The organism is Actinoplanes sp. NPDC026670 (genome assembly GCF_040638175.1).
GTDB lineage: Bacteria > Actinomycetota > Actinomycetes > Mycobacteriales > Micromonosporaceae > Actinoplanes.
In genome coordinates, this window is record NZ_JBEZXU010000061.1 from 26,553 (window position 1) to 45,513 (window position 18,961).

The window sequence follows — 18,961 nt, forward strand, 5'->3', positions numbered from 1 at the left end:
CCGGGTCATGACGGGGATTGCCGCTCCTGAGGTCCGGATCGCCGGTGGGCGCCTTCGAGGTGGCTGGGAGGACGGTCTCGCGGTGTTCCGCGGGATCCCCTACGCCGAGCCGCCGGTGGGGGCTCTGCGGTTCGCGGCGCCGCGGCCGGCCCCGGGGTGGACGGGTGTCCATGACGCCCTGACCTTCGGGCCGGCCGCGCCGCAGGGCGGGTTGTCCGGCCGGCCAGGCAGCGCCGGAGAGGACTGGCTGACGATCAACGTCTGGTCGCCCGAGCTCGGCGCGGGGCTGCCGGTGATGGTGTGGATCTACGGCGGCGGATACGTGTTCGGGTCGGCTGACCGGCCGGAGTACGACGGTGGGCGGCTCGCCCGGGACGGCCGGGTCGTTCTCGTCACCTTCGACTTCCGGCTCGGGGTGGAGGGGTTCGCCGCGATCGGGGGCGCACCGGCCAACCGGGGCCTTCTCGACCAGGTCGCGGCGCTGGAATGGGTTCGGGACAACATCGCCGCGTTCGGTGGTGATCCGGGGCGGGTCACCGTCTTCGGCGAGTCGGCAGGTGGTGGCTCGGTGGCCGCCCTGCTGGCCATGCCGCGGGCGAAAGGGCTGTTCCGGCGGGCGGTCGCGCAGAGTGTGCCGGGTCCGTTCCTCTCCGCTGAACTGGCCGGGGACATCGGCGCCACGATCGCCGGCGAGCTGGGGCTGCGGGCCACCGTGGCGGATCTCGGCGAGGTGGACCCAGCGCTGCTGACGGCGGCCGGTGACGCGGTGTCCGAGGGGATCGCCGCCCGTGGTGCTCGGTGGGGACGGGCCGCGCACGGCTCGATCCTGTTCGCGCCGGTGGTCGACGGTGACGTGCTGCCGGTCACGCCATGGCGGGCCCTGTGCGAGGGTGCCGGGGCCGGTGTCGAGCTGCTGGCCGGGCACACCCGTGACGAGCAGCGCCTGTTCACGTTCATGACCGGGATGCTCGGTCAGGTGACGGCCGCCCAGGCTGAGGAGACCCGGAAGATCTTCGCCCCGAAAGGGAACGAAGACCCGGATGTGGGACCGGATCAGTTGTACGAGCTGGTCCGCTCGGACTGGCTGTTCCGGATGCCGTCACTTCATCTGGCCGAGGCCCAGGTCGCGGGTGGTGGGCGCGCGTTCCTCTATGAGCTCGCGTGGCCCGCCCCGGGGTTGGGTGGCGTCCTCGGCGCGTGTCACGGCTTGGACGTACCCCTCGTTTTCGGGAATCTGACTCTCGGTCAGACGGCGATGCTGCTCGGTGACCCGCCGCCGGCCGCCGCCGTTGCCCTGTCGGCGGAGATGCGGGATGCCTGGACACGATTCGCGGCCGAGGGGGATCCGGGTTGGCCGGCCTATGACGTGGCGCGACGTCTGACGCAGGTCTTCGACGACCCGTCAGCTGTCGTCCGGTACCCCGAGGAGCGCTCCCGCGAGCTGTGGCGGGAGCACTCCTTCGATCCGCTGCCCCTGATCAGCGGGGATGAGGCAACGGCATGAGAGCCAGCGGTACGTGGTGCTGGCCGGCGTGGACATCCCGGTCGAGCAGGCTGCCCTGCACGACCGGGCGCGGGAACGAAATCTTGACGACGTTGAGCTCCGGGATGCGGAACAACTGGATCGTCCGCGGATCGGGGATCGCGTAGAGGGTGGCGACCACCGACTCGTTCAGGAAGTCCGGGTCGGCCACGACGGCGTAGCCGGAGGCGTCGCGGGCGAAGATCTCCAGGGTCACCCAGAACGGGCCGGCGTTCTTGGAGCGGACCTCGTGTGCCAGGTCGGCGACCACTCGTGCGGCGATCGGGATCATCGGGCCTCCTCCGACGGAAGGTGGATACGGAACAGGCTGGCCGGGGTGTCGACCTCGACCACGTGGTTCAGGACGAACTCGTAGGCGGCCCCGCGTTCGGTCTCGGCCGGTGACGTGGCGAACGCCAGGCTCGGCAGGTAGTCCATGTCGGGGGTGGGCAGGTGCAGCATCAGCGGGTTGGCGACCTTGGCGACGGCCGTGGCGGTCTCCTGGGTGGGCGCCTGGACCAGCAGCATCACGCCCACCTCGCGGGGCGGTACGGGTGACGGGTCGAGTCTCTCCAGGATCGCGTCGTAGCCGTAGAGGCGGATGTCGAAGGCGTAGTCGTCCGGGCCGAGGGCCAGCGTGTTCGACACCCACTCGGTGATCATCTTGCGGAGCAGCGCGGCCCAGGTGTCGATCTGGCCGAGGATGTGCGGGTCGCGGATGGCCGTGAACGACATGGTCTGGTAGCCGGTGATCCGGGCGCCCTCCAGCTTGATGGTGTGCTGGTCGGCGAGTTCGAAACGGGAGCCGGTGACCCGGACCCGGCGGGCGTCGAGGGCCGTGTAGACGGCGTCGGCCACCTCGATGGTCCCGGCTGGTTCGCGCATGGTGAACGGGTTGACCGTCTCGTACAGCATGTGGGCCGCGACCGAGGTCGGCGTGCAGGCGGCGGCCGGGTCGAGCGGCTCGATGGTGAAGCCGCCGGCGTCGATGGTGGCCAGCACTCCCCCGGCACGCGGATTGGTCGTGCACTGGCCACCGCACTCGACGATCTTCGCGGCGTGCCACACCGGCCCGGCCGGCATGCCCTTCATCAGCGGGTACGCGGCGGCGACGGCGGTGTCGGTGGCCCGGCCGGCGAGCACCACGTCGGCGCCCGACTCCAGGGCGGCGACGATCGGCTCGTGGCCCATCATGCCGACGATGTTCTCGCAGCTCTCCAGGGTGGCCGCGTCGAGTGGGCCGGCCGGGGGCAGCGGGCGGATCGGCAGGCCGGCCAGGTCGGCGGCCTTCTGCGAGCTGTAGATGGTCGCCACCCGCAGCGACAGGCCCTCCTCGGCGAGGATCTCCCGGGTGATCCCGGCGACCCAGTCGACCCCGGAGTCGGTGCCGCTGGTCCCGCAGGATCCGATGATCAGCGGGATGCCGGCCGAGGCGGACGCCTTCAGCAGCAGCCGCATGTCGCGGGCGACGGCGGCGCGGGCGGTCTTGGCGATTCCCGCGCCGAGGTAATACGGGCCGGAATCGGTGGAGCCGCCGTCGACGGCGATCACGTCGGCGCCGAGTTCCAGGCCGCGGGTGACGGTTTCCGGCGGGAATCCCCCACCGAGCATTCCGGTCGGCACCAGGACGCGTACGGCATCGGTTGCGGTCATTGTCTTTTCCTAACTGGAGGCGATGGTACGGGCGGCCTGCCGGCCGGAGAACAGACAGCCGCCGAGGAAGGTGCCCTCGAGAGCGCGGTAGCCGTGCACTCCACCGCCGCCGAATCCGCTGGCCTCGCCGGCTGCGAAGAGGCCGGGAATCGGTTCGCCGATGGCGTCGAGCACGCGTCCGCCCAGGTCGGTGTGCAGGCCACCGAGGGTCTTGCGGGTGAGGATGTGCAGTTTCACCGCGATCAGCGGCCCGTTCGACGGGTCGAGGAGACGGTGCGGCGCCGCGGTGCGCATCAGCCGGTCGCCGCGGTACTGCCGGAAGTTCCGGATCGCGGCGAGCTGCATGTCCTTGGTGAACGGGTTGTCCAGTTCCCGGTCCCGGTCCACCAGCGTGTCCCGGATTCCGGCGACGTCGAGAAGTGGCTTTCCGGTGCGGGCGTTCATGCCTTCGACGAGTTCGTCGAGTGTGGACGCGACCACGAAATCGGCGCCGTTGCGTTTGAACGCCTCGACCGGCGCGGGCGCTCCGCCACGGATCCGGCCCAGCACCTTGCGGAGGTCGCGGCCGGTCAGGTCCGGGTTCTGTTCGGAGCCGGAGAGGGCGAACTCCTTCTCGATGATCTTCTGGGTGAGCACGAACCAGCTGTGATCGAAACCGGTCGTGCGCAGGTGGGCCAGCGTTCCCAGGGTGTCGAATCCGGGGTAGAGCGGCACCGGCAGCCGGCGGCCCCGGGCGTCCAGCCAGATCGACGACGGGCCGGGCAGGATGCGGATGCCGTGGTGGTCCCAGATCGGGTCCCAGTTCTGGAGGCCCTCGACGTAGTGCCACATCCGGTCCGGGTTGATCACGGTTCCACCGGCGTTCCGGGTGATCCCGATCATCCGGCCGTCGACGTGTGCGGGCACTCCGGCGATCATCTCGGCGGGTGGCGGCCCGAGGCGTTCCGGCCAGCTCTGCCGGACCAGGTCGTGGTCGCCGCCGATCCCGCCGGAGGTCACCACCACGACCGGCGCGGTCAGTTCGAAATCGGCCACAGCGGTACGGCTGGAGGCGGCGCCGCGGATCGCGTCGCTGGGCTCGAGGATCTTTCCGCGTACGCCGGTGACCGTCCCGCCGCTGCGAACGATCTCGTCCACCCGGTGCCGGAACGCGAGGACGGCGCCGTCGCGCACCCGGTTGACGAAGGGTTCGAGAATGCCCGGCCCGGTCCCCCAGGTGATGTGGAAACGCGGCACCGAGTTGAATCCGCGTTCGGCCCAGCCGACGATCGGGAACAGTTTCACACCCAGCTGTTTCAGCCAGGCCCGTTTCTCACCGGCGGCGAAGTCCACATAGGCGGCGGCCCAGCGCCGGGGCCACGCGTCCTCGGGCCGGTCGAACCCGGCCGCGTCCAGCCAGTCCTGCCAGGCCAGCTCGCGGGAGTCGCGGATGCCCATCCGGCGCTGTTCCGGCGAGTCGACCAGGAACAGCCCGCCGAACGACCAGAACGCCTGCCCGCCGAGGCTCTGTTCGGGCTCCTGGTCGACCAGGATCACCCGGCGGCCGGCGGCGACCAGCTCGGCGGTGGTGACGAGCCCGGCCAGCCCGGCGCCGACGACTATGACGTCCGCGGAGGTCACGCGACCACCCCGTTGACCGCGAAGGCGGGCTTTCCGGCGAGCGCCGCGACGAGTTCGCGGGCGCCGTCGATGCCCGAGTTGCGGCGGGCCTCGGCGGTGTGGCCGCCCATGTGCGAGTAGACGGTGATCCCGTCGACGCCGCGCAGCACGCTGTCGGCGGGCAGCGGCTCGACGTCTGCCACGTCCAGGGCGGCGCCGGCGATCCGGCCGGTGCGGACCGCCTCGGCCAGGGCCGGCTCGTCGACGATTCCGCCGCGCGCGGTGTTGATCAGGTGGGCCGACGGTTTCATCCGGGCCAGGGCGGCGGCGTCGATCAGGTGCCGGGTGCGGCCGGTGAGCGCGGTGTGGACCGACACGAAGTCGGAGCGTTCCAGCAGCTCGTCGAGTCCGGCGTGGACCGCTCCGGGGATGTCGCCGGTGCAGAGCACGGTCATCCCGAACGCGGCGGCGAGCGGTGCGACCCGGCGTGCCACCGGGCCCCGGCCGATCAGGCCCACGGTTCGTCCGCTCAGCTCGTACCCCTGCTGTCTCGGCCATGAGCCGGCCTGGACGCCGGCTGCCACCTGGACCAGACGCCTGGCCTGGGCCAGCAGTAATCCGATGGTGTATTCGGCGACGGCGTTGGCGTTGATGCCGGGCAGGTTGCTGACGCTGATGCCGAGCCGGGTCGCGGCCGGCACGTCGACCGAGTCGTAGCCGACGCCGGTGCGCACGACGGCCCGCAGCCCGGGTGACGCGGCCAGCACCTGCTCGGTCATCGGCTCGTTGGCGATCAGCGCGCCGGCGACGCCGGTCAGAGCTTCGATCAGGTCGTCCGGCCGGCGTGCGCCGCGCATCGGATCGTGCCTGGTGGTGAAGCCCTGGCCGGTGAGGTAGGTGTCCACCTCGTCGCCCGGGGCCAGGTAGTCGGTGGTGATGAGGATCTTCATGCGTGTGCTTTCTGCAGGCGGGACAGGCGGAGCACGACCAGCACGGCGAGGGTGGCCAGGACGGCGGTGTCGAGCAGCATCCAGCGCCAGCCGAACAGGTCGACCGCGCCGCCGATCAGCGCCGGCCCGGTGAACCCGCCGAGGTACCAGGTGACCGCGTAGAGGCCGGTGTAGGCGCCGAGCATCCGGCTGGACGGGGCCAGGTTCCAGAGCGCGACGGCCGCGTTGATCGAGAAGCAGGAGGCGCCCGCGGCGCCGATGCAGAGCGCCACGATGGTGCCGGTCGCGGACTGCGCGACGGCTCCGGCGACGAGGGCGGCGGCGAAGACCGCCATCCCGGCGGCGATCACCCGGAACCGCCCGAAACGTTCCGCCGCGAGGGCGGCCGGATAGGCCGCGAGCAGGAAGGCGACGCCGCTGGGCAGCGTCAGGCCGCCGGCTTCGCCGCGGGTCAGATCAAGGGCTTCCATGCCGTACGGGGTCATCAGTGACCTCGACGCGAACCAGGCCCCGCCGAAGAGGAAGACGGTGAGCAGCAGGAGCACGCGGCGCCGGTCCCGGCTGGTGAGCAGTTCGACGACCACCCGCCGGACCGGTGAGCGGGCCTCGCCGGGGGTGTCCTCGGCGACCGCCGCCCGATAGGCCGGCGACTCGTTGTCGCGGACCCGGGCGATCAGCACCAGGGTGACCGTGAGCAGGATCGCGGCCGGGATCGCGAACGCCGCCCGTGGATGGTCGTCGACCACGAACAGGCTGATCAGCGACGCGACGATGATGGTCAGCGAGGTGGCGATCTTGACGATGGCGTTGGTCCGGCCGCGCCGGTCGGGCGCGATGAAGTCGGGGGTGAGCGCCTCGGCGAGCGGCCGCATGGTGTTCATCACCAGTGCGTAGCCGACCATCACCACGATCAGCGTGACCAGTGACGTGGTCCAGGGCAGCAGCAGGAAGAGCAGCGCGGCGACCGGCATGCCCACCGCGAGGTACGGGATGCGGCGCCCCCACCGGGTGCGGGTGTTGTCGGACCGGTTGCCGATCCACGGCTGGACGAAGATGCCCAGCAGGTTGTCCATGCCCATCAGGACGCCGACGAGCGCCGCGCTGGCGACGTGGTCACGCAGCAGGGCGGGCACCTGATTGTCGTAGAAGTTCCAGGTCGCCTCCTGGGCGAACAGGGTCAGGGCGATGAAGAAAGTGATCCGTCGAGTTTCGGCCATGTCGCCTCCGTGTGTCCGGCGTCACGCTAATTTGCTACAGCAAAACCGTCAACTGTTTCAAAGCAAGTTCGCCATGGCATGCGCTAGAGTGCCGTCATGACAGTCGCCGAGACGCTCGCTGACCAGGCCTATCGACACGTCCGCACGGCCATCGCCACGGGCGAGCTGGCCCCCGGGGAGAAGGTGACCGAGCGCGGCGTCGCCGAGCGCCTGGCGATCAGCCCCACCCCGGTCCGCGAGGCGCTGCGCCGGCTCGAACTGGACGGGCTCATCGAGCGGATCGGCCCGCGCACCGTGCTGGTCGCCACCATCCGTGACGCCGCCATCGACGACCTGGCCGAGGTCGAGGTCGGCCTGCGCGGCCTGGTCGCCCGGTTCGCCGCCCGGCACGCCGCCCCGGCCCAGCTGGACGCGCTCGACGAGATCCTGGACCGGGCCGACGACCTGCTGATCCTGCTCAAGGAGCATCGCCGCCACGACCGGCCGATCGATCGTCATCTCACCGCCCTGTTCGACACCATGCAGGAGTTCAACGACACGGTCGACGCCTGCGCCCACAATCCGGTGCTGACCCGGATGCTCGAGCAGAGCCGGGTGTTCTCCCGGCCCCACCGGCGGGAGCTGCTGCTCCAGCGGGTGCACGAGGACGAGACGTTCGGCCTGGAGCGCTACACCAGCCACCGGGCCCTGGTCCGGGCGCTGCGCGCGGGCGACTCGGCCGAGGCCGAGCGGATCGCCCTGGCCGACTCGCAGGGCGGGCTCGAAGCGCTACGGGAGGGCCGGCTCGTGGGAGAGGGCAGGCTCGCGGAGGAGGGCCGATGACTGCGTACCGGATCGCGGTCATTCCCGGCGACGGCATCGGCCAGGAGGTCGTGCCGGCCGGGATCGAGGCCCTCGAAGCGACCGCCGCACGGTTCGGGCTGCGCCTGGAGTTCACCGACTTCGGGTTCGCCAGCGCCGGCTACTGGCAGCGGCACGGCACGATGCTGCCGGCCGACTGGGAGGCGACGCTGCGCGGGTTCGACGCGATCTACTTCGGCGCGGTCGGCTGGCCCGAGGTGGTGCCCGACCACATCTCGCTCTGGGGCAGCCTCCTCCAGTTCCGGCGCACCTTCGACCAGTACGTCAACCTGCGCCCCTGCCGGCTGATGCCGGGCGTCCGCGGTCCGCTGGCCGGCCGCGAGCCGGGCGACATCGACTTCCTGGTGGTACGGGAGAACACCGAGGGTGAGTACTCGAGCGTCGGCGGGCGGATCTTCGAGGGGACCGAGCGGGAGACCGTGCTACAGGAGACGGTGATGACCCGGATCGGTGTCGACCGGGTCCTGAAATACGCCTTCGAGCAGGCCGGACGCCGTCCCAAGCGGCACCTGACGTCGGCCACCAAGAGCAACGGGATCTCCATCTCGATGCCGTACTGGGACGAGCGGGTCGCCGCGATGGCCGGGCGGTTCCCCGAGGTGCGGGTCGACAAGTTCCACATCGACGCGCTGGCCGCGCAGTTCGTCCTGCACCCGGACTGGTTCGACGTGGTGGTGGCCAGCAACCTGTTCGGCGACATCCTGTCCGACCTCGGCCCGGCCTGCACCGGCACGCTCGGCATCGCCCCGAGCGCCAACATCAACCCGGACCGCTTGCACCCCAGCCTGTTCGAGCCGGTGCACGGCTCGGCGCCGGACATCGCCGGTCAGGGCATCGCCAACCCGGTCGGACAGATCTGGTGCGGCTCGATGATGCTCGACCACCTGGGTCACCCGGAGGCGGCCGCGCACCTGCTCGGCGCGATCGAGGACGTGCTCGCGTACGGGCCGGGCGGGGCGCCGCTCACCCCCGACCTGCACGGCACGGGCACCACCGTGGAGCTCGGCCGGGCGGTCGCCGAACGGGTCCGCGAGCGGTAGATCAGTCGAGGTTGTCCTCGGTGTAGGCCCGGGACTTCTGGAAGAACTCGATGTCGTCCCAGGGATGCTCGGTGATCCAGTCCTCCCCGATCGCCTCGTAGAGACTCCACGCCGGTTTGTGGAAGTCGCCGTAGGTGAAGGCGAAGGCGAAGTTGTTCCAGGCGATCGGGGTCAGCAGGGTCTCCCGGTAGTCGTCGTGCCAGACCGACAGCTGCGACGCCTCCCAGATCTCGTCCATCACCTTCACCGACTCGTAGTACGTCAGGTCGAGGGTGCGGTCCCGGTCGACGGGCTTCTTCGCCTTCGCCACATGCCAGGTGTGTGCCCGGTGCGCCAGCACCACCAGGGCCGGCACGTGGGTGCCGGGGCAGGCGAGCGCCCTGGCCCGGGCGAAGTCGAACATCGCCGGGGTGTTGCCGCCCCAGTCCGGGCGCAGGCACCAGAGCATCTCCTCGTGACCGAACCAGTGGGCCGGGTCGATCTCGATCAGCCGCTCGAACCGACGCCACCGCTCCACCAGCGGCAGGTGCCGGGCCCGGCTCGCCTCCAGCTTGTACACCCAGGCGTCGGCGTCACGCGGGTTGCGGTCCAGCACCTCGTCCAGCAGCTCCTCGGCCTTCTCCAGGTGCCGGGCCAGGATCGCGCGGTCCTCGTCGGTCGCGGTGCCGTCGGTGGCCGCTCCCGGTAGCTCCCACGACCAGCTCACCATGTGTACGGCCTTGACCAGCAACGGGAGGACCGAACCGGGTTCCTCGCGGATCGGGCCGCTGATCCATTTCTCGATGCCGACGGTGCCGGCCGCGACCCGTACGAAATAGGAACGATGCTCCGGATCGGCTGCCGAGAGGATCTCCCGGGCCGTGTCCCAGTCACGTTTGCGCAGCACGAACCGCAGGCGTTCGGCATCCGGGTCGCCCAGGAAGTGGCAGAACTCCGGAACTTCCTCGTCGGCGGCGGACCGCGTCTTACCGAAAGGCCACACGGGCGGAGCGTAACCCGGCGGATGATCACAATCGGCCTCAGCTTGACAGGTGACCAAATGGTCACCTAACTTAGCGTCATGACGGACGACGATCGGGTTTTCGACGATGCTCTGGTGTTCAGAGCGCTGGCCGACCCGAGCCGCCGGTTCCTGCTCGACCTGCTCTTCGTTCGTGACGGCCGCACGCAGTCGGAGCTGGAGGGCGAGCTGGAGATGACCCGGTTCGGCGTCGCCAAGCATCTGCGGGTGCTGGAGGAGGCGGGTCTCGTCGTCGTGCGCCGTTCCGGCCGGGAGAAGTTGCACTACCTCAACCCGGTGCCGATCCGGCAGATCCACGACCGGTGGATCGACAAGTTCACCGAGCAGCACGTCACCGCACTGATCGATCTCAAGCGAACGCTGGAGGAAGAGTCATGAGCGACACCCAGGTCTTCCGCATCTGGATCAAGGCGCCGGCCGAAAAGATCTGGCAGGCGATCACCGACCCCGAGTGGACCGCGAAGTATGCGTACGCCGCGCCCCAGTTCTACGAGCTCAAGAAGGGCGGCCGGTTCTACTCGACCGCCACCGAGGAGATGAAGGCCTACGCCACGGCCGGCGGGTTCGAGCTGCCCGAGATCATCATCGACGGCGAGGTGCTGGAGGCCGAGCCGCCGCGGCGCCTGGTGCAGACGTGGCGGATGCTGATGGACCCGACCACCGGGGCCGAGCCGTTCACCACGCTCACCTACGAGATCGAGGAGGCCGGCGCCGGCGTCCAGCGGGTCACCATCACCCACGACACGCCCGGCGCGCCCGCCACCGCGGCGATGATCAAGGGCAACCCGGAGGCCGCGGCCGAGGGTGGCGGCGGATGGGCCTGGGTCCTCAGCGACCTCAAGTCGCTGCTGGAGACCGGCAAGATCATGACCGACGCCTGAGCGCCGGGGCCAGCCCGTGCCACACCGGCACGGGCTGGCAGACTTGCCGGGTGAGCGACGGTGAGTTGGAGACGTACAGTCTCGTCGAGCTCGCCGTCGATCGACTGCGGCGGGACATCCTGAGCGGCCGGACCGATCCGGGTGAGCGGCTGGTCGAGGAGCAACTGACCAGGCGGCTCGGGATCAGCCGGGCGCCCCTGCGCGAGGCCATGCGGCTGCTCGCCGAGCAGGGCCTGGTCGAGCACATCCCGCGGCGCGGGGCCCGGGTCGCGACCCTCTCCGACGACGACGTGCGCGAGCTGTATGAGGTTCGCGACGTCCTGGAACGGCACGCGGTGACGACCACTCCCCCCGGCGCCGATCTGACCCGGCTGCGGTCCGCTCTGGAGTCGATCCGCAGGGCCACCGAGACCGACGACCGGCTCGAGCTGGCCAACGCGCACCGGCGGTTCCACGTCGAGGTGGTGGCGCTGAGCGGAAACCGGCAGCTCACCGGGCTGTATGAGTCGATCCTGGTGCGCATCCAGCTCTACATGGCGGTCAACATGCGCCGGGAGGCGGAGACCGCCCAGGCGCTCGACGGGGTGCTGCGGCACGAGCGGCTGTTCCTCGCGGCCGAGCGGGGTGACGCGGCCGCGCTGCTGGAGGCGCTGAGCGGGCACGGGGCTCGCACCTATCTGCACTGAACCCGTGGGCTCTCACCGCGCCGGACGGGACGGATAGCAGCGGGAAATCGGGCCGTTACACAACGCGGTTCTCGGCGAAACAGAATTGTCGACAATCGACGATGTGGATGCGCACGCGAACGTCGACGAAGTGCTCGCCGCGCCGGCCCCGGACGGAGTCTGGATCAGCCGGTTCAGCGCGGCTGAGCTGCACGAACGCGCGCGTGCGGTGGATCCTGGGGCCCCGCTGGCCGGGCTCACGTTCGCGGTCAAGGACAACATCGACGTGGCCGGGCTGCCCACCACCGCGGCGTGCCCGGACTTCGCCTACCGGCCCGAGCGGAACGCGCCTGTGGTGCAGCGGCTCGTCGACGCCGGGGCGATCGTGGTCGGCAAGACCAATCTGGACCAGTTCGCGACCGGGCTGACCGGGGCGCGGTCGCCCTACGGAGCGCCGGAGAGCGTCTTCGGCGGCGGGCTGATCTCCGGCGGGTCCAGCTCCGGGTCGGCGGTCGCGGTCGCCAACGGATCGGTGCACTTCTCGCTCGGCACCGACACCGCCGGGTCCGGCCGGGTGCCGGCGGCGCTCAACGGGATCATCGGGATCAAGCCGACCCGTGGGCTGCTCAGCACCCTCGGCGTGGTGCCGGCCTGCCGGTCCCTGGACTGCGTCTCGGTCTTCACCCGGGAACCGTCCCTCGCCGGCCGGGTCATCCGGGTCGCGCGTGGCTTCGTACCGCAGGATCCCTGGTCCCGGAAAGCGCCGCCGGAGGCGCGGCCGATCGCGCGACCCCGGGTGGGTGTCGCGGAAGGTCTCGATTTCTTCGCCGACAACGGGCAGGAGAAGGCGTACGCCCGAGTCGCAGCCGACACCACTGTGGACGTCGGGCCGCTGCTGGAGGCCGGTGACCTGCTGTATCGCGGCCCATGGGTGGCCGAGCGCCTGGCCGATCTCGGTGACTTCCTGGCCACGCGCCCGGAATCCGTGCTGCCGGTGACCCGCCGGGTGCTGGAGACCGGGCTCGGGTTCACCGCGGCCGACGCGTTCCGGGCCCAGCACCGGATGCAGGAGCTGCGGGCCGCCGCCGGCCGGATGTGGGAGCGGATCGACGTGCTGGTGCTGCCGACGATCGGCACCACGTTCACGCACGCGGAGATCGCCGACGACCCGATCGGCCGGAATCTGATCCTCGGGCGGTACACCCAGTTCGCGAACCTGCTGGACATGGCCGCGGTGACGGTGCCGAACGGGTTCACCGAGGACGGCCGGCCGGCGTCCCTGACGTTGTTCGGGCCGGCCTTCAGCGACGACCTGCTGCTAGCCCTGGCCACCTCACCGTCAGCGGCGGCTGGCGGAATCACCGTCTGAAGGGATCTGACTCATGACCGCACGCATCGGCCCGGTACCGGCGAACCCTTATCCCTGGCCCTACGACGGCTCGGTTCCGGTGGACCGGACCGCGCTCCTCTGCATCGACTGGCAGACCGACTTCTGCGGGCCCGGCGGCTACGTCGACTCGATGGGGTACGACATCGGGCTCACCCGGGCCGGGCTGCCGGCCACCGCGAAACTGCTGTCACACGTCCGTGAGCTGGGCATGCTCGTCATCCACACCCGGGAGGGACACGACCCGGACCTGTCCGACCTGCCGGCCAACAAGCGGTGGCGGTCGGCGCAGATCGGGGCCGAGATCGGCGGGCAGGGGCCGTGCGGGCGGATCCTGATCAAGGGCGAGCCGGGCTGGGAGATCGTGCCCGAGGTCGCGCCGGCGCCCGGTGAGGTCATCGTGGACAAACCCGGGAAGGGCGCCTTCTACGCGACGAATCTGGATCTCGTGCTGCGTACCCATGGCATCACGCACTTGATCCTGACCGGCATCACCACCGATGTCTGCGTGCACACGACCATGCGGGAGGCCAACGACCGCGGTTACGAGTGCCTGATCCTCAGCGACTGCACGGGGGCCACCGATCCGTCCAACCACACCGCCGCGCTGCACATGGTCACCATGCAGGGCGGCGTCTTCGGCTGCGTCGCCACCTCGGACGACGTGATAGCGGCTACGGAGGCTTGAGATGCCTGTTGTCGGCGCCCAACCATCCCCTTTCGAATTCGATCTCGACACCACTGCGCTGGTCGTCATCGACATGCAGCGGGACTTCCTTCTGCCTGGCGGCTTCGGTGAGTCGCTGGGCAACGACGTCGCCGAACTCCGGCGAACCATCGAGCCGCTGACCGCCCTGATCAGCGCCTGGCGGGCCGCCGGCCTGCCGATCATCCACACCCGCGAAGGGCATTTGCCGGATTTGTCGGACTGTCCGCCGGCGAAGCTCAAGCGAGGGCCGATGATCGGCCAGGAGGGCACCTTCGGCCGCATTCTCATCCGCGGCGAATACGGCCACGACATCATCGACGAACTGAAGCCGGCCGAGGACGAGCCCGTGGTGGACAAACCCGGCAAAGGCGCGTTCTACGCCACTGATCTGCACAAGATACTCGACAACGACGGCATCAAATCCCTGGTCGTCACGGGGGTCACGACCGAGGTGTGCGTGCACACCACGGTCCGTGAGGCGAACGACCGCGGTTACGAATGCCTGGTCCTGGCCGACTGCGTCGGCTCCTACTTCCCTGAGTTCCAGCAGGTCGGCCTCAAGATGATCGCCGCCCAGGGCGGCATCTTCGGCTGGGTCGCCGAGTCCCCCGCAGTTATCGCCGCGATTCAGGAGTGAAGAGATGACCGCCACCACAGCCGCTCCGGCGGCCAAACTGCCCTACTGGGTCCGGGGTGACACCAACGCCTTCTTCGGCTTCGGTGTCAACGTCCTGGTCAACGTGCTCACCCTGACCGGCCTGTGCCTCGGCGTGATCCAGCTGCCGGCCGGGAACGTCTTCGGCGTGATCCTCCCCGCGCTGGGCATCGCCCTGGTCGCCGGCAACGTCTACTACACCTTCCTGGCCCGGCGGCTGGCGGTGAAGGAGAACCGGACCGACGTGACGGCCCTGCCGTACGGCCCGAGCGTCCCGCACATGTTCATCGTGATCTTCGTGATCATGCTGCCGATCTACCTCACCACCAAGAACCCGATCGCGGCGTGGACGGCCGGTATCGCGTGGGCGTTCATCATCGGCGTGATCGTGCTGATCGGCGCGTTCGTCGGCCCGTACATCCGCAAGTACACCCCGCGGGCCGCGCTGCTCGGCACCCTGGCCGGCATCTCGATCACGTTCATCTCGATGAACCCGGCCGGCAACATGTGGAACTACGCGTGGATCGCCCTGCCGGTCTTCGGCCTGCTGCTGATCGGCCTGCTCACCGACGTGAAGCTGCCGTTCAACTTCCCGATCGGGCTGGCCGCGCTGCTGGTCGGCACCGCGATCGGGTGGATCGGCGGAGCCATGTCGGTGCCCGACGTGCAGAGCGCCGCGAAGGACATCGCGTTCGCCTTCCCGCACCTCAAGTTCGACCTGCTGATCGACGGCCTGAAGGACATGGCGCCGCTGCTGGCCACCGCGATCCCGCTGGGTGTCTACAACTTCACCGAGGCGATGACCAACGTGGAGAGCGCCGCCACCGCCGGGGACCGGTACAACCTGCGCAGCGTGCTGCTGGCCGACGGCGCGGGCGCGGTGATCGGCTCGTGTCTCGGGTCGCCGTTCCCGCCGGCGGTCTACGTCGGGCACCCGGGCTGGAAGGCGGCGGGTGGCCGTACCGGATATTCGATGGCCACCGGCGTGGTGATCGCGCTGCTCTGTTTCTTCGGTCTGTTCGGGCTGCTCGGCGCGATCTTCCCGACCGCCGCGATCGTCCCGATCCTGCTCTACATCGGCCTGCTGATCGGCGCGCAGGCGTTCCAGGCGACGCCGCGGGCACACGCCGCCGCGGTGGTGGCGGCGCTGATCCCGAACATCGCGTCATGGGCGACCGGCCAGATGGACAACGCGCTGGCCGCGGCCGGGACGACCGCGGCCCAGGTCGGGACCGAGGCGCTGGCCGGGGCGGGGGTGGTCTACGACGGCCTGAAGACGCTCGGCGAGGGCGCGATCCTGGCCGGCCTGGTGCTCGGCGCGATCGTCGCGTTCATCATCGACAAGCGCTTCTGGCACGCCGCGATCTTCTCCGGCGCGGGCGCCGTGCTCACCTTCATCGGCCTGATCCACGCCGAGAAGGTGCAGTTCAACGCCGACGGGCCGGTCTCGCTCGGCTACCTCTTCCTCACCGCCGTGTGCGTGCTGTTCGCGCTGACCAAGCCGCTGCCGCGGGTGCCCGAACCCGAGGAGGCGGCCTTCGACGAGCCGGCCCCGGTGGCCTGACATGGAACGCGACCTTCCCGAGGTGATCGCCGAGGTCACCGAGGCGTTCGAGGCCTACGAACGCGCCCTCGTCGCCGACGACGTCGACACGATCATCGGCTTCTTCGCAGCCGAGGCGATCCGGTTCGGCATCGCCGACCAGCAGGACGGCGTCGAGGAGCAACGCAGGTGGCGGGCGACGCAGGGCGGCCTGCCGCCGGGTCGCCGCCTCAAGGACACGACCATCCGGGGGTACGGCCAGAGCACCGCCGTGGTGACGACGTTGTTCGGTTACCCCGGCAGTGACGTGCTGGGCCGCCAGTCCCAGACGTGGGCCCGCCTGCCCCAGGGCTGGCGGATAGTCCACGCCCACGTCTCCGAACCCGCCTGATCCGATCCGGTCGCCCGGCCACCCCACCGTGGGTCGGCCGGGCCTCCGCGTCCACGGCGGCCTAGCGGAACAGATCCGCCACCCAGTTGAACGAGTCGACCACCCAGCCGGTCTGACGCAGGAACGCGATGCCGACGACCGCCAGGAAGAGGCCGGTGACCATGTGCGCGCCGCGGGCGGTGTGCCGCTGACGGCCCATCCGCTGCTCCAGCACCAGCCGGCCGACCAGCCGGGCCAGGGCGAACACACCAGCCGCGACGACCAGCGACACCAGGAAGATGATCAGCGGCCCGCCGAGGTCGCCGCCCTCGGAGATCGCCCAGATGCCCCAGCCGACGAACGCGAACAGCACCGCCGCGCTGCTCCACTCGCCGCCCCGGCGCCACTGCCGCATGTGCCAGCTCAGGCTGCGCTGCGGCCGCTCCCGGTAGTGCTCCTCAGGCCAGCCGGTGCCGGTCGGCTCGTGCCCGGCCCGGAACTGCTCGGTGCGCTGGGTCGGCTGACCGACCCGCGCCCGGCCCTGACTGAACGGCGACGGCTCCGGCTCGGGCGCGGGGCCCGGCGACGTGGGCGCCTGGGTCGGTGGCACCTGGCTCGGCGGCACCCGGTTCGGCGGCACCGGCGAGGTGGCGGCGCCCTCCGGGGTCGTCTGCCTGGTCGGCTGATCGGCCCACGGGTCCTGCGGTGGCATGTCGAGCGTCCGCTCGGACCACTGCGGTTGCTCCGGCATCATTCCCCCTCCGGCTGCGGTCGCCAGGCCGGCGACAACTTCGAGCGTAGCGAGCCAACAAATCGGTCGCCGCAGCACACAGCAGTCCGTTACACACAGCTTATGAAGGATGAGATAGAACTCCGCCCCAGCACCCCCGACGACTTCGCGCCGATCTTCCGCCTTCTCAGCACGGTCTTCCACGAGGAGATCGACGGGGAGCTCAGAGATCTCGAGGGGGTCGTCTACGAGCTGGACCGGTCGCTCGTCGCCGACGACGCCGGGCTGGTGGCGGGCCATGTCCAGGCCTTCACACGCGATCTGACCGTGCCGGGAGCGGTGATCCCGGCCGCCCACGTCTCCGGTGTCGGGGTGCTGCCGACCCACCGGCGGCGCGGTCTGCTCACCCGGATGATGAACCGGCAGCTGCACGAGATCGCCGACGCCGGCCGGGAGCCGGTGGCGGTCCTGTGGGCCAGCGAGGCCGCAATCTACCCCCGATTCGGTTACGGCCCGGCCGCCTCCCGGCTGGTCTTCAACATCACAAATCGTGAGGTACGTCTCCCCGCCCCGCCGCCGGAGCCGTCCGGCCGGCTGCGGATGGGCGACCCGCAGGAGCTGCTCCCCGAGATCGGCAAGGTCTACGAGCAACTGCGTCCGGGGCGGGTCGGGTGGTCCAGCCGGGACGACAACTGGTGGAAGTGGGTCCTCAGCGACCCGAAGGACCATCGCGACGGCGCCACCAAGCGCTACGCCGTGGTGTACGAGGGTTCCGGCGGACCCACCGGATATGCGCTGTGGCGGGTCAAGAACGACTGGAACGCCCACGGCTCGGCCGCCGAGGTGCAGATCCGTGAGGTGGCCGCGGCCGACACGGAGACGTACCGGGCGCTCTGGCGCTTCCTGCTCGAAGTGGACCTCACCCGCAGCGTCAACTGGCGGCTGGCCGCCGTCGACGAGCCGCTGCTCTACCTGGTCGACGAGCCCCGGCGGCTCGCCCCCGGCTTCTCCGACGCCCTGTGGCTACGGGTCATCGACGTGCCGAAGGCGCTGGCCGCCCGCCGGTACGCCACCGACGTCGACGTGGTCCTCGAGGTCACCGACCCGATCCTGACCTCGAACACCGGCCGCTGGCGGCTCACCGGCGGACCCGGCGGGGCCACCTGCGCCGCCACCACGGATCCGGCTGACGTCGCCCTGTCGGTGACCGATCTGGGGGCGGTCTACCTCGGTGGCACCTCGTTCGGCACGCTCGCCGCGGCCGGCCGGGTCCGTCAGCTGACCGGCAACGATCCGGCCATCGCGTTCGGCTGGAGCCGGCTGCCCAGTGCGACCGAGGTGTTCTGAGTTGATCGGCACGGCGGTACCGTCGGGTTCATGGGCCAGCCCGAACGCCGACGCCGCCGCGTGCGTCCCTCCTCGGCGTCGACCGAGACGACCACCGACGAGACGACCACCGACGCATCCGCCGCCCCGGCCGCGCCTGGTCCCGCGCCCGGCGCTGCACCGGCCCCCGCGCCCGGCGGGCTTCCGGCGGCCGCTCCGCCGCCCGCTGGGGTTCCGGCGGCCCCTCCGCCGGCCGCTGGGGTTCCAGCGGCCCCTCCGCCGCCTGGTGGGGTTCCTGCAGCCGTTCCCACGCCGCCTCCCCATCCCCCGGTTCCGGCCCCGCCTCCGGTGCCCACCCCGCCTGCGAACCCACCGGTTCCCGCACCGCCGTCGGGCGGCCCCGGATCCCCGCCGGTTCCGGCTCCTCCGCATGCGCCGCCGCCGGCTGTGGTGAGCACGGACGGGCCGCCGCCGGGGGACAGGTCGACCGGGCGGCCCACGCGCGGCGGCATGCCGAAGCGGCCCGGTGCGGCGGCTGGTGACGAACGGGAATCCGAGCGTGGGCTGCGCGGCCTGGTCGGCTCGGGTTCGTCGCAGGTCAGCGTCGGCGCGGCGCTGCGTGCCCGGGACGCGTCCCGGCCCAGCGACGACGACCTGGCCGACGCCGATCGGGACCTGCCGATCATCAGGCGCAACTGGCTGCCCCGCGAGGAACTCCCCCGCCGCTGAGGCCCGCGCCGCTGTCCGATGGCCGGCCTGCGGCAATCTTGCACGATTTTTCACGTCCTGGGGTGCGTCATCGTGCAAGATCCACATCTTGGCGTGGACCTTG

20 protein-coding genes are annotated in these 18,961 nt (G+C 70.7%); 13 read left to right on the forward strand and 7 right to left on the reverse strand.

Features of this window, described 5'->3' with window-relative positions:
- The first annotated feature begins 7 nt into the window (after nucleotides 1–7).
- Nucleotides 8–1,504 (forward strand): carboxylesterase family protein, encoded by a 1,497-nt coding sequence (locus AB0E94_RS40180; protein ID WP_360337398.1) that lies wholly within the window; start codon nucleotides 8–10, stop codon nucleotides 1,502–1,504.
- Here the strand turns inward: AB0E94_RS40180 and AB0E94_RS40185 are convergent.
- Genes AB0E94_RS40185 through AB0E94_RS40205 form a run of 5 tightly spaced genes read right to left on the reverse strand, consistent with a single transcriptional unit; the run spans nucleotide 1,479 to nucleotide 6,941 of the window.
- On the reverse strand, nucleotides 1,479–1,814 hold the full coding sequence (locus AB0E94_RS40185; protein ID WP_360337400.1) for a DUF4387 domain-containing protein: 336 nt from the start codon (nucleotides 1,812–1,814) through the stop codon (nucleotides 1,479–1,481). The two genes, AB0E94_RS40180 and AB0E94_RS40185, sit on opposite strands and share 26 nt — an antisense overlap.
- Entirely contained in the window at nucleotides 1,811–3,175 is a 1,365-nt protein-coding gene (locus tag AB0E94_RS40190; RefSeq protein ID WP_360337402.1) for an acyclic terpene utilization AtuA family protein, read from the reverse strand. Before AB0E94_RS40190 ends, AB0E94_RS40185 begins: the two co-directional genes overlap by 4 nt.
- Nucleotides 3,176–3,184: 9 nt before the next feature.
- Nucleotides 3,185–4,795, reverse strand: a complete 1,611-nt coding sequence (locus AB0E94_RS40195; protein WP_360337404.1) for an FAD-binding dehydrogenase — start codon at nucleotides 4,793–4,795, stop codon at nucleotides 3,185–3,187.
- Nucleotides 4,792–5,724 carry a phosphoglycerate dehydrogenase gene (locus AB0E94_RS40200; RefSeq protein ID WP_360337406.1) on the reverse strand — a complete coding sequence of 311 codons (933 nt, stop codon included), beginning with the start codon at nucleotides 5,722–5,724 and terminating at the stop codon, nucleotides 4,792–4,794. Before AB0E94_RS40200 ends, AB0E94_RS40195 begins: the two co-directional genes overlap by 4 nt.
- Nucleotides 5,721–6,941: an MFS transporter gene (locus AB0E94_RS40205; RefSeq protein ID WP_360337408.1), complete on the reverse strand. Its 1,221-nt coding sequence runs from the start codon at nucleotides 6,939–6,941 to the stop codon at nucleotides 5,721–5,723. The genes AB0E94_RS40200 and AB0E94_RS40205 overlap by 4 nt, the downstream gene beginning before the upstream one ends.
- Before the next feature lie 96 nt (nucleotides 6,942–7,037).
- Between AB0E94_RS40205 and AB0E94_RS40210 the strand changes: the two genes are divergently transcribed.
- A complete protein-coding gene (locus tag AB0E94_RS40210) occupies nucleotides 7,038–7,763 on the forward strand; it encodes a GntR family transcriptional regulator (protein ID WP_360337410.1) in 726 nt (241 codons plus the stop codon).
- The gene (locus tag AB0E94_RS40215; protein WP_360337412.1) at nucleotides 7,760–8,842 is read left to right on the forward strand and encodes a tartrate dehydrogenase; all 1,083 of its coding nucleotides are present in this window, start codon (nucleotides 7,760–7,762) and stop codon (nucleotides 8,840–8,842) included. Before AB0E94_RS40210 ends, AB0E94_RS40215 begins: the two co-directional genes overlap by 4 nt.
- A 1-nt stretch (nucleotide 8,843) precedes the next feature.
- Here the strand turns inward: AB0E94_RS40215 and AB0E94_RS40220 are convergent, their stop codons facing one another.
- Nucleotides 8,844–9,824 carry a hypothetical protein gene (locus tag AB0E94_RS40220; RefSeq protein ID WP_360337414.1) on the reverse strand — a complete coding sequence of 327 codons (981 nt, stop codon included), beginning with the start codon at nucleotides 9,822–9,824 and terminating at the stop codon, nucleotides 8,844–8,846.
- A gap of 78 nt (nucleotides 9,825–9,902) precedes the next feature.
- On the opposite strand from AB0E94_RS40220, the gene AB0E94_RS40225 reads away from it, so the two are divergent.
- From AB0E94_RS40225 to AB0E94_RS40260, 8 genes are all read left to right on the forward strand, one after another.
- A complete protein-coding gene (locus tag AB0E94_RS40225) occupies nucleotides 9,903–10,241 on the forward strand; it encodes a metalloregulator ArsR/SmtB family transcription factor (RefSeq protein ID WP_360337416.1) in 339 nt (112 codons plus the stop codon).
- Entirely contained in the window at nucleotides 10,238–10,744 is a 507-nt protein-coding gene (locus AB0E94_RS40230) for an SRPBCC domain-containing protein (protein ID WP_360337418.1), read from the forward strand. Before AB0E94_RS40225 ends, AB0E94_RS40230 begins: the two co-directional genes overlap by 4 nt.
- Before the next feature lie 50 nt (nucleotides 10,745–10,794).
- Nucleotides 10,795–11,430, forward strand: a complete 636-nt coding sequence (locus AB0E94_RS40235) for a GntR family transcriptional regulator (RefSeq protein ID WP_360337420.1) — start codon at nucleotides 10,795–10,797, stop codon at nucleotides 11,428–11,430.
- 103 nt (nucleotides 11,431–11,533) lie between these two features.
- On the forward strand, nucleotides 11,534–12,778 hold the full coding sequence (locus tag AB0E94_RS40240) for an allophanate hydrolase (protein WP_360337422.1): 1,245 nt from the start codon (nucleotides 11,534–11,536) through the stop codon (nucleotides 12,776–12,778).
- Between the two features lie 13 nt (nucleotides 12,779–12,791).
- Nucleotides 12,792–13,484, forward strand: coding sequence for an isochorismatase family cysteine hydrolase (locus AB0E94_RS40245; protein WP_360337424.1), 693 nt, complete (start codon nucleotides 12,792–12,794; stop codon nucleotides 13,482–13,484).
- 1 nt (nucleotide 13,485) lies between these two features.
- Nucleotides 13,486–14,142: a cysteine hydrolase gene (locus AB0E94_RS40250; protein ID WP_360337426.1), complete on the forward strand. Its 657-nt coding sequence runs from the start codon at nucleotides 13,486–13,488 to the stop codon at nucleotides 14,140–14,142.
- Nucleotides 14,143–14,146: 4 nt separating this feature from the next.
- On the forward strand, nucleotides 14,147–15,724 hold the full coding sequence (locus tag AB0E94_RS40255) for a regulator (RefSeq protein ID WP_360337428.1): 1,578 nt from the start codon (nucleotides 14,147–14,149) through the stop codon (nucleotides 15,722–15,724).
- A gap of 1 nt (nucleotide 15,725) precedes the next feature.
- Nucleotides 15,726–16,094, forward strand: coding sequence for an AtzH-like domain-containing protein (locus AB0E94_RS40260; protein WP_360337430.1), 369 nt, complete (start codon nucleotides 15,726–15,728; stop codon nucleotides 16,092–16,094).
- Nucleotides 16,095–16,155: 61 nt separating this feature from the next.
- On the opposite strand, the gene AB0E94_RS40265 is transcribed toward AB0E94_RS40260, so the two are convergent.
- Nucleotides 16,156–16,824, reverse strand: coding sequence for a DNA-directed RNA polymerase II (locus AB0E94_RS40265; RefSeq protein WP_360337432.1), 669 nt, complete (start codon nucleotides 16,822–16,824; stop codon nucleotides 16,156–16,158).
- 102 nt (nucleotides 16,825–16,926) lie between these two features.
- Between AB0E94_RS40265 and AB0E94_RS40270 the strand changes: the two genes are divergently transcribed.
- A complete protein-coding gene (locus AB0E94_RS40270; RefSeq protein ID WP_360337434.1) occupies nucleotides 16,927–18,150 on the forward strand; it encodes a GNAT family N-acetyltransferase in 1,224 nt (407 codons plus the stop codon).
- A 426-nt stretch (nucleotides 18,151–18,576) separates the two neighbouring features.
- Nucleotides 18,577–18,858, forward strand: coding sequence for a hypothetical protein (locus AB0E94_RS40275; protein WP_360337436.1), 282 nt, complete (start codon nucleotides 18,577–18,579; stop codon nucleotides 18,856–18,858).
- Nucleotides 18,859–18,961 lie beyond the last annotated feature (103 nt).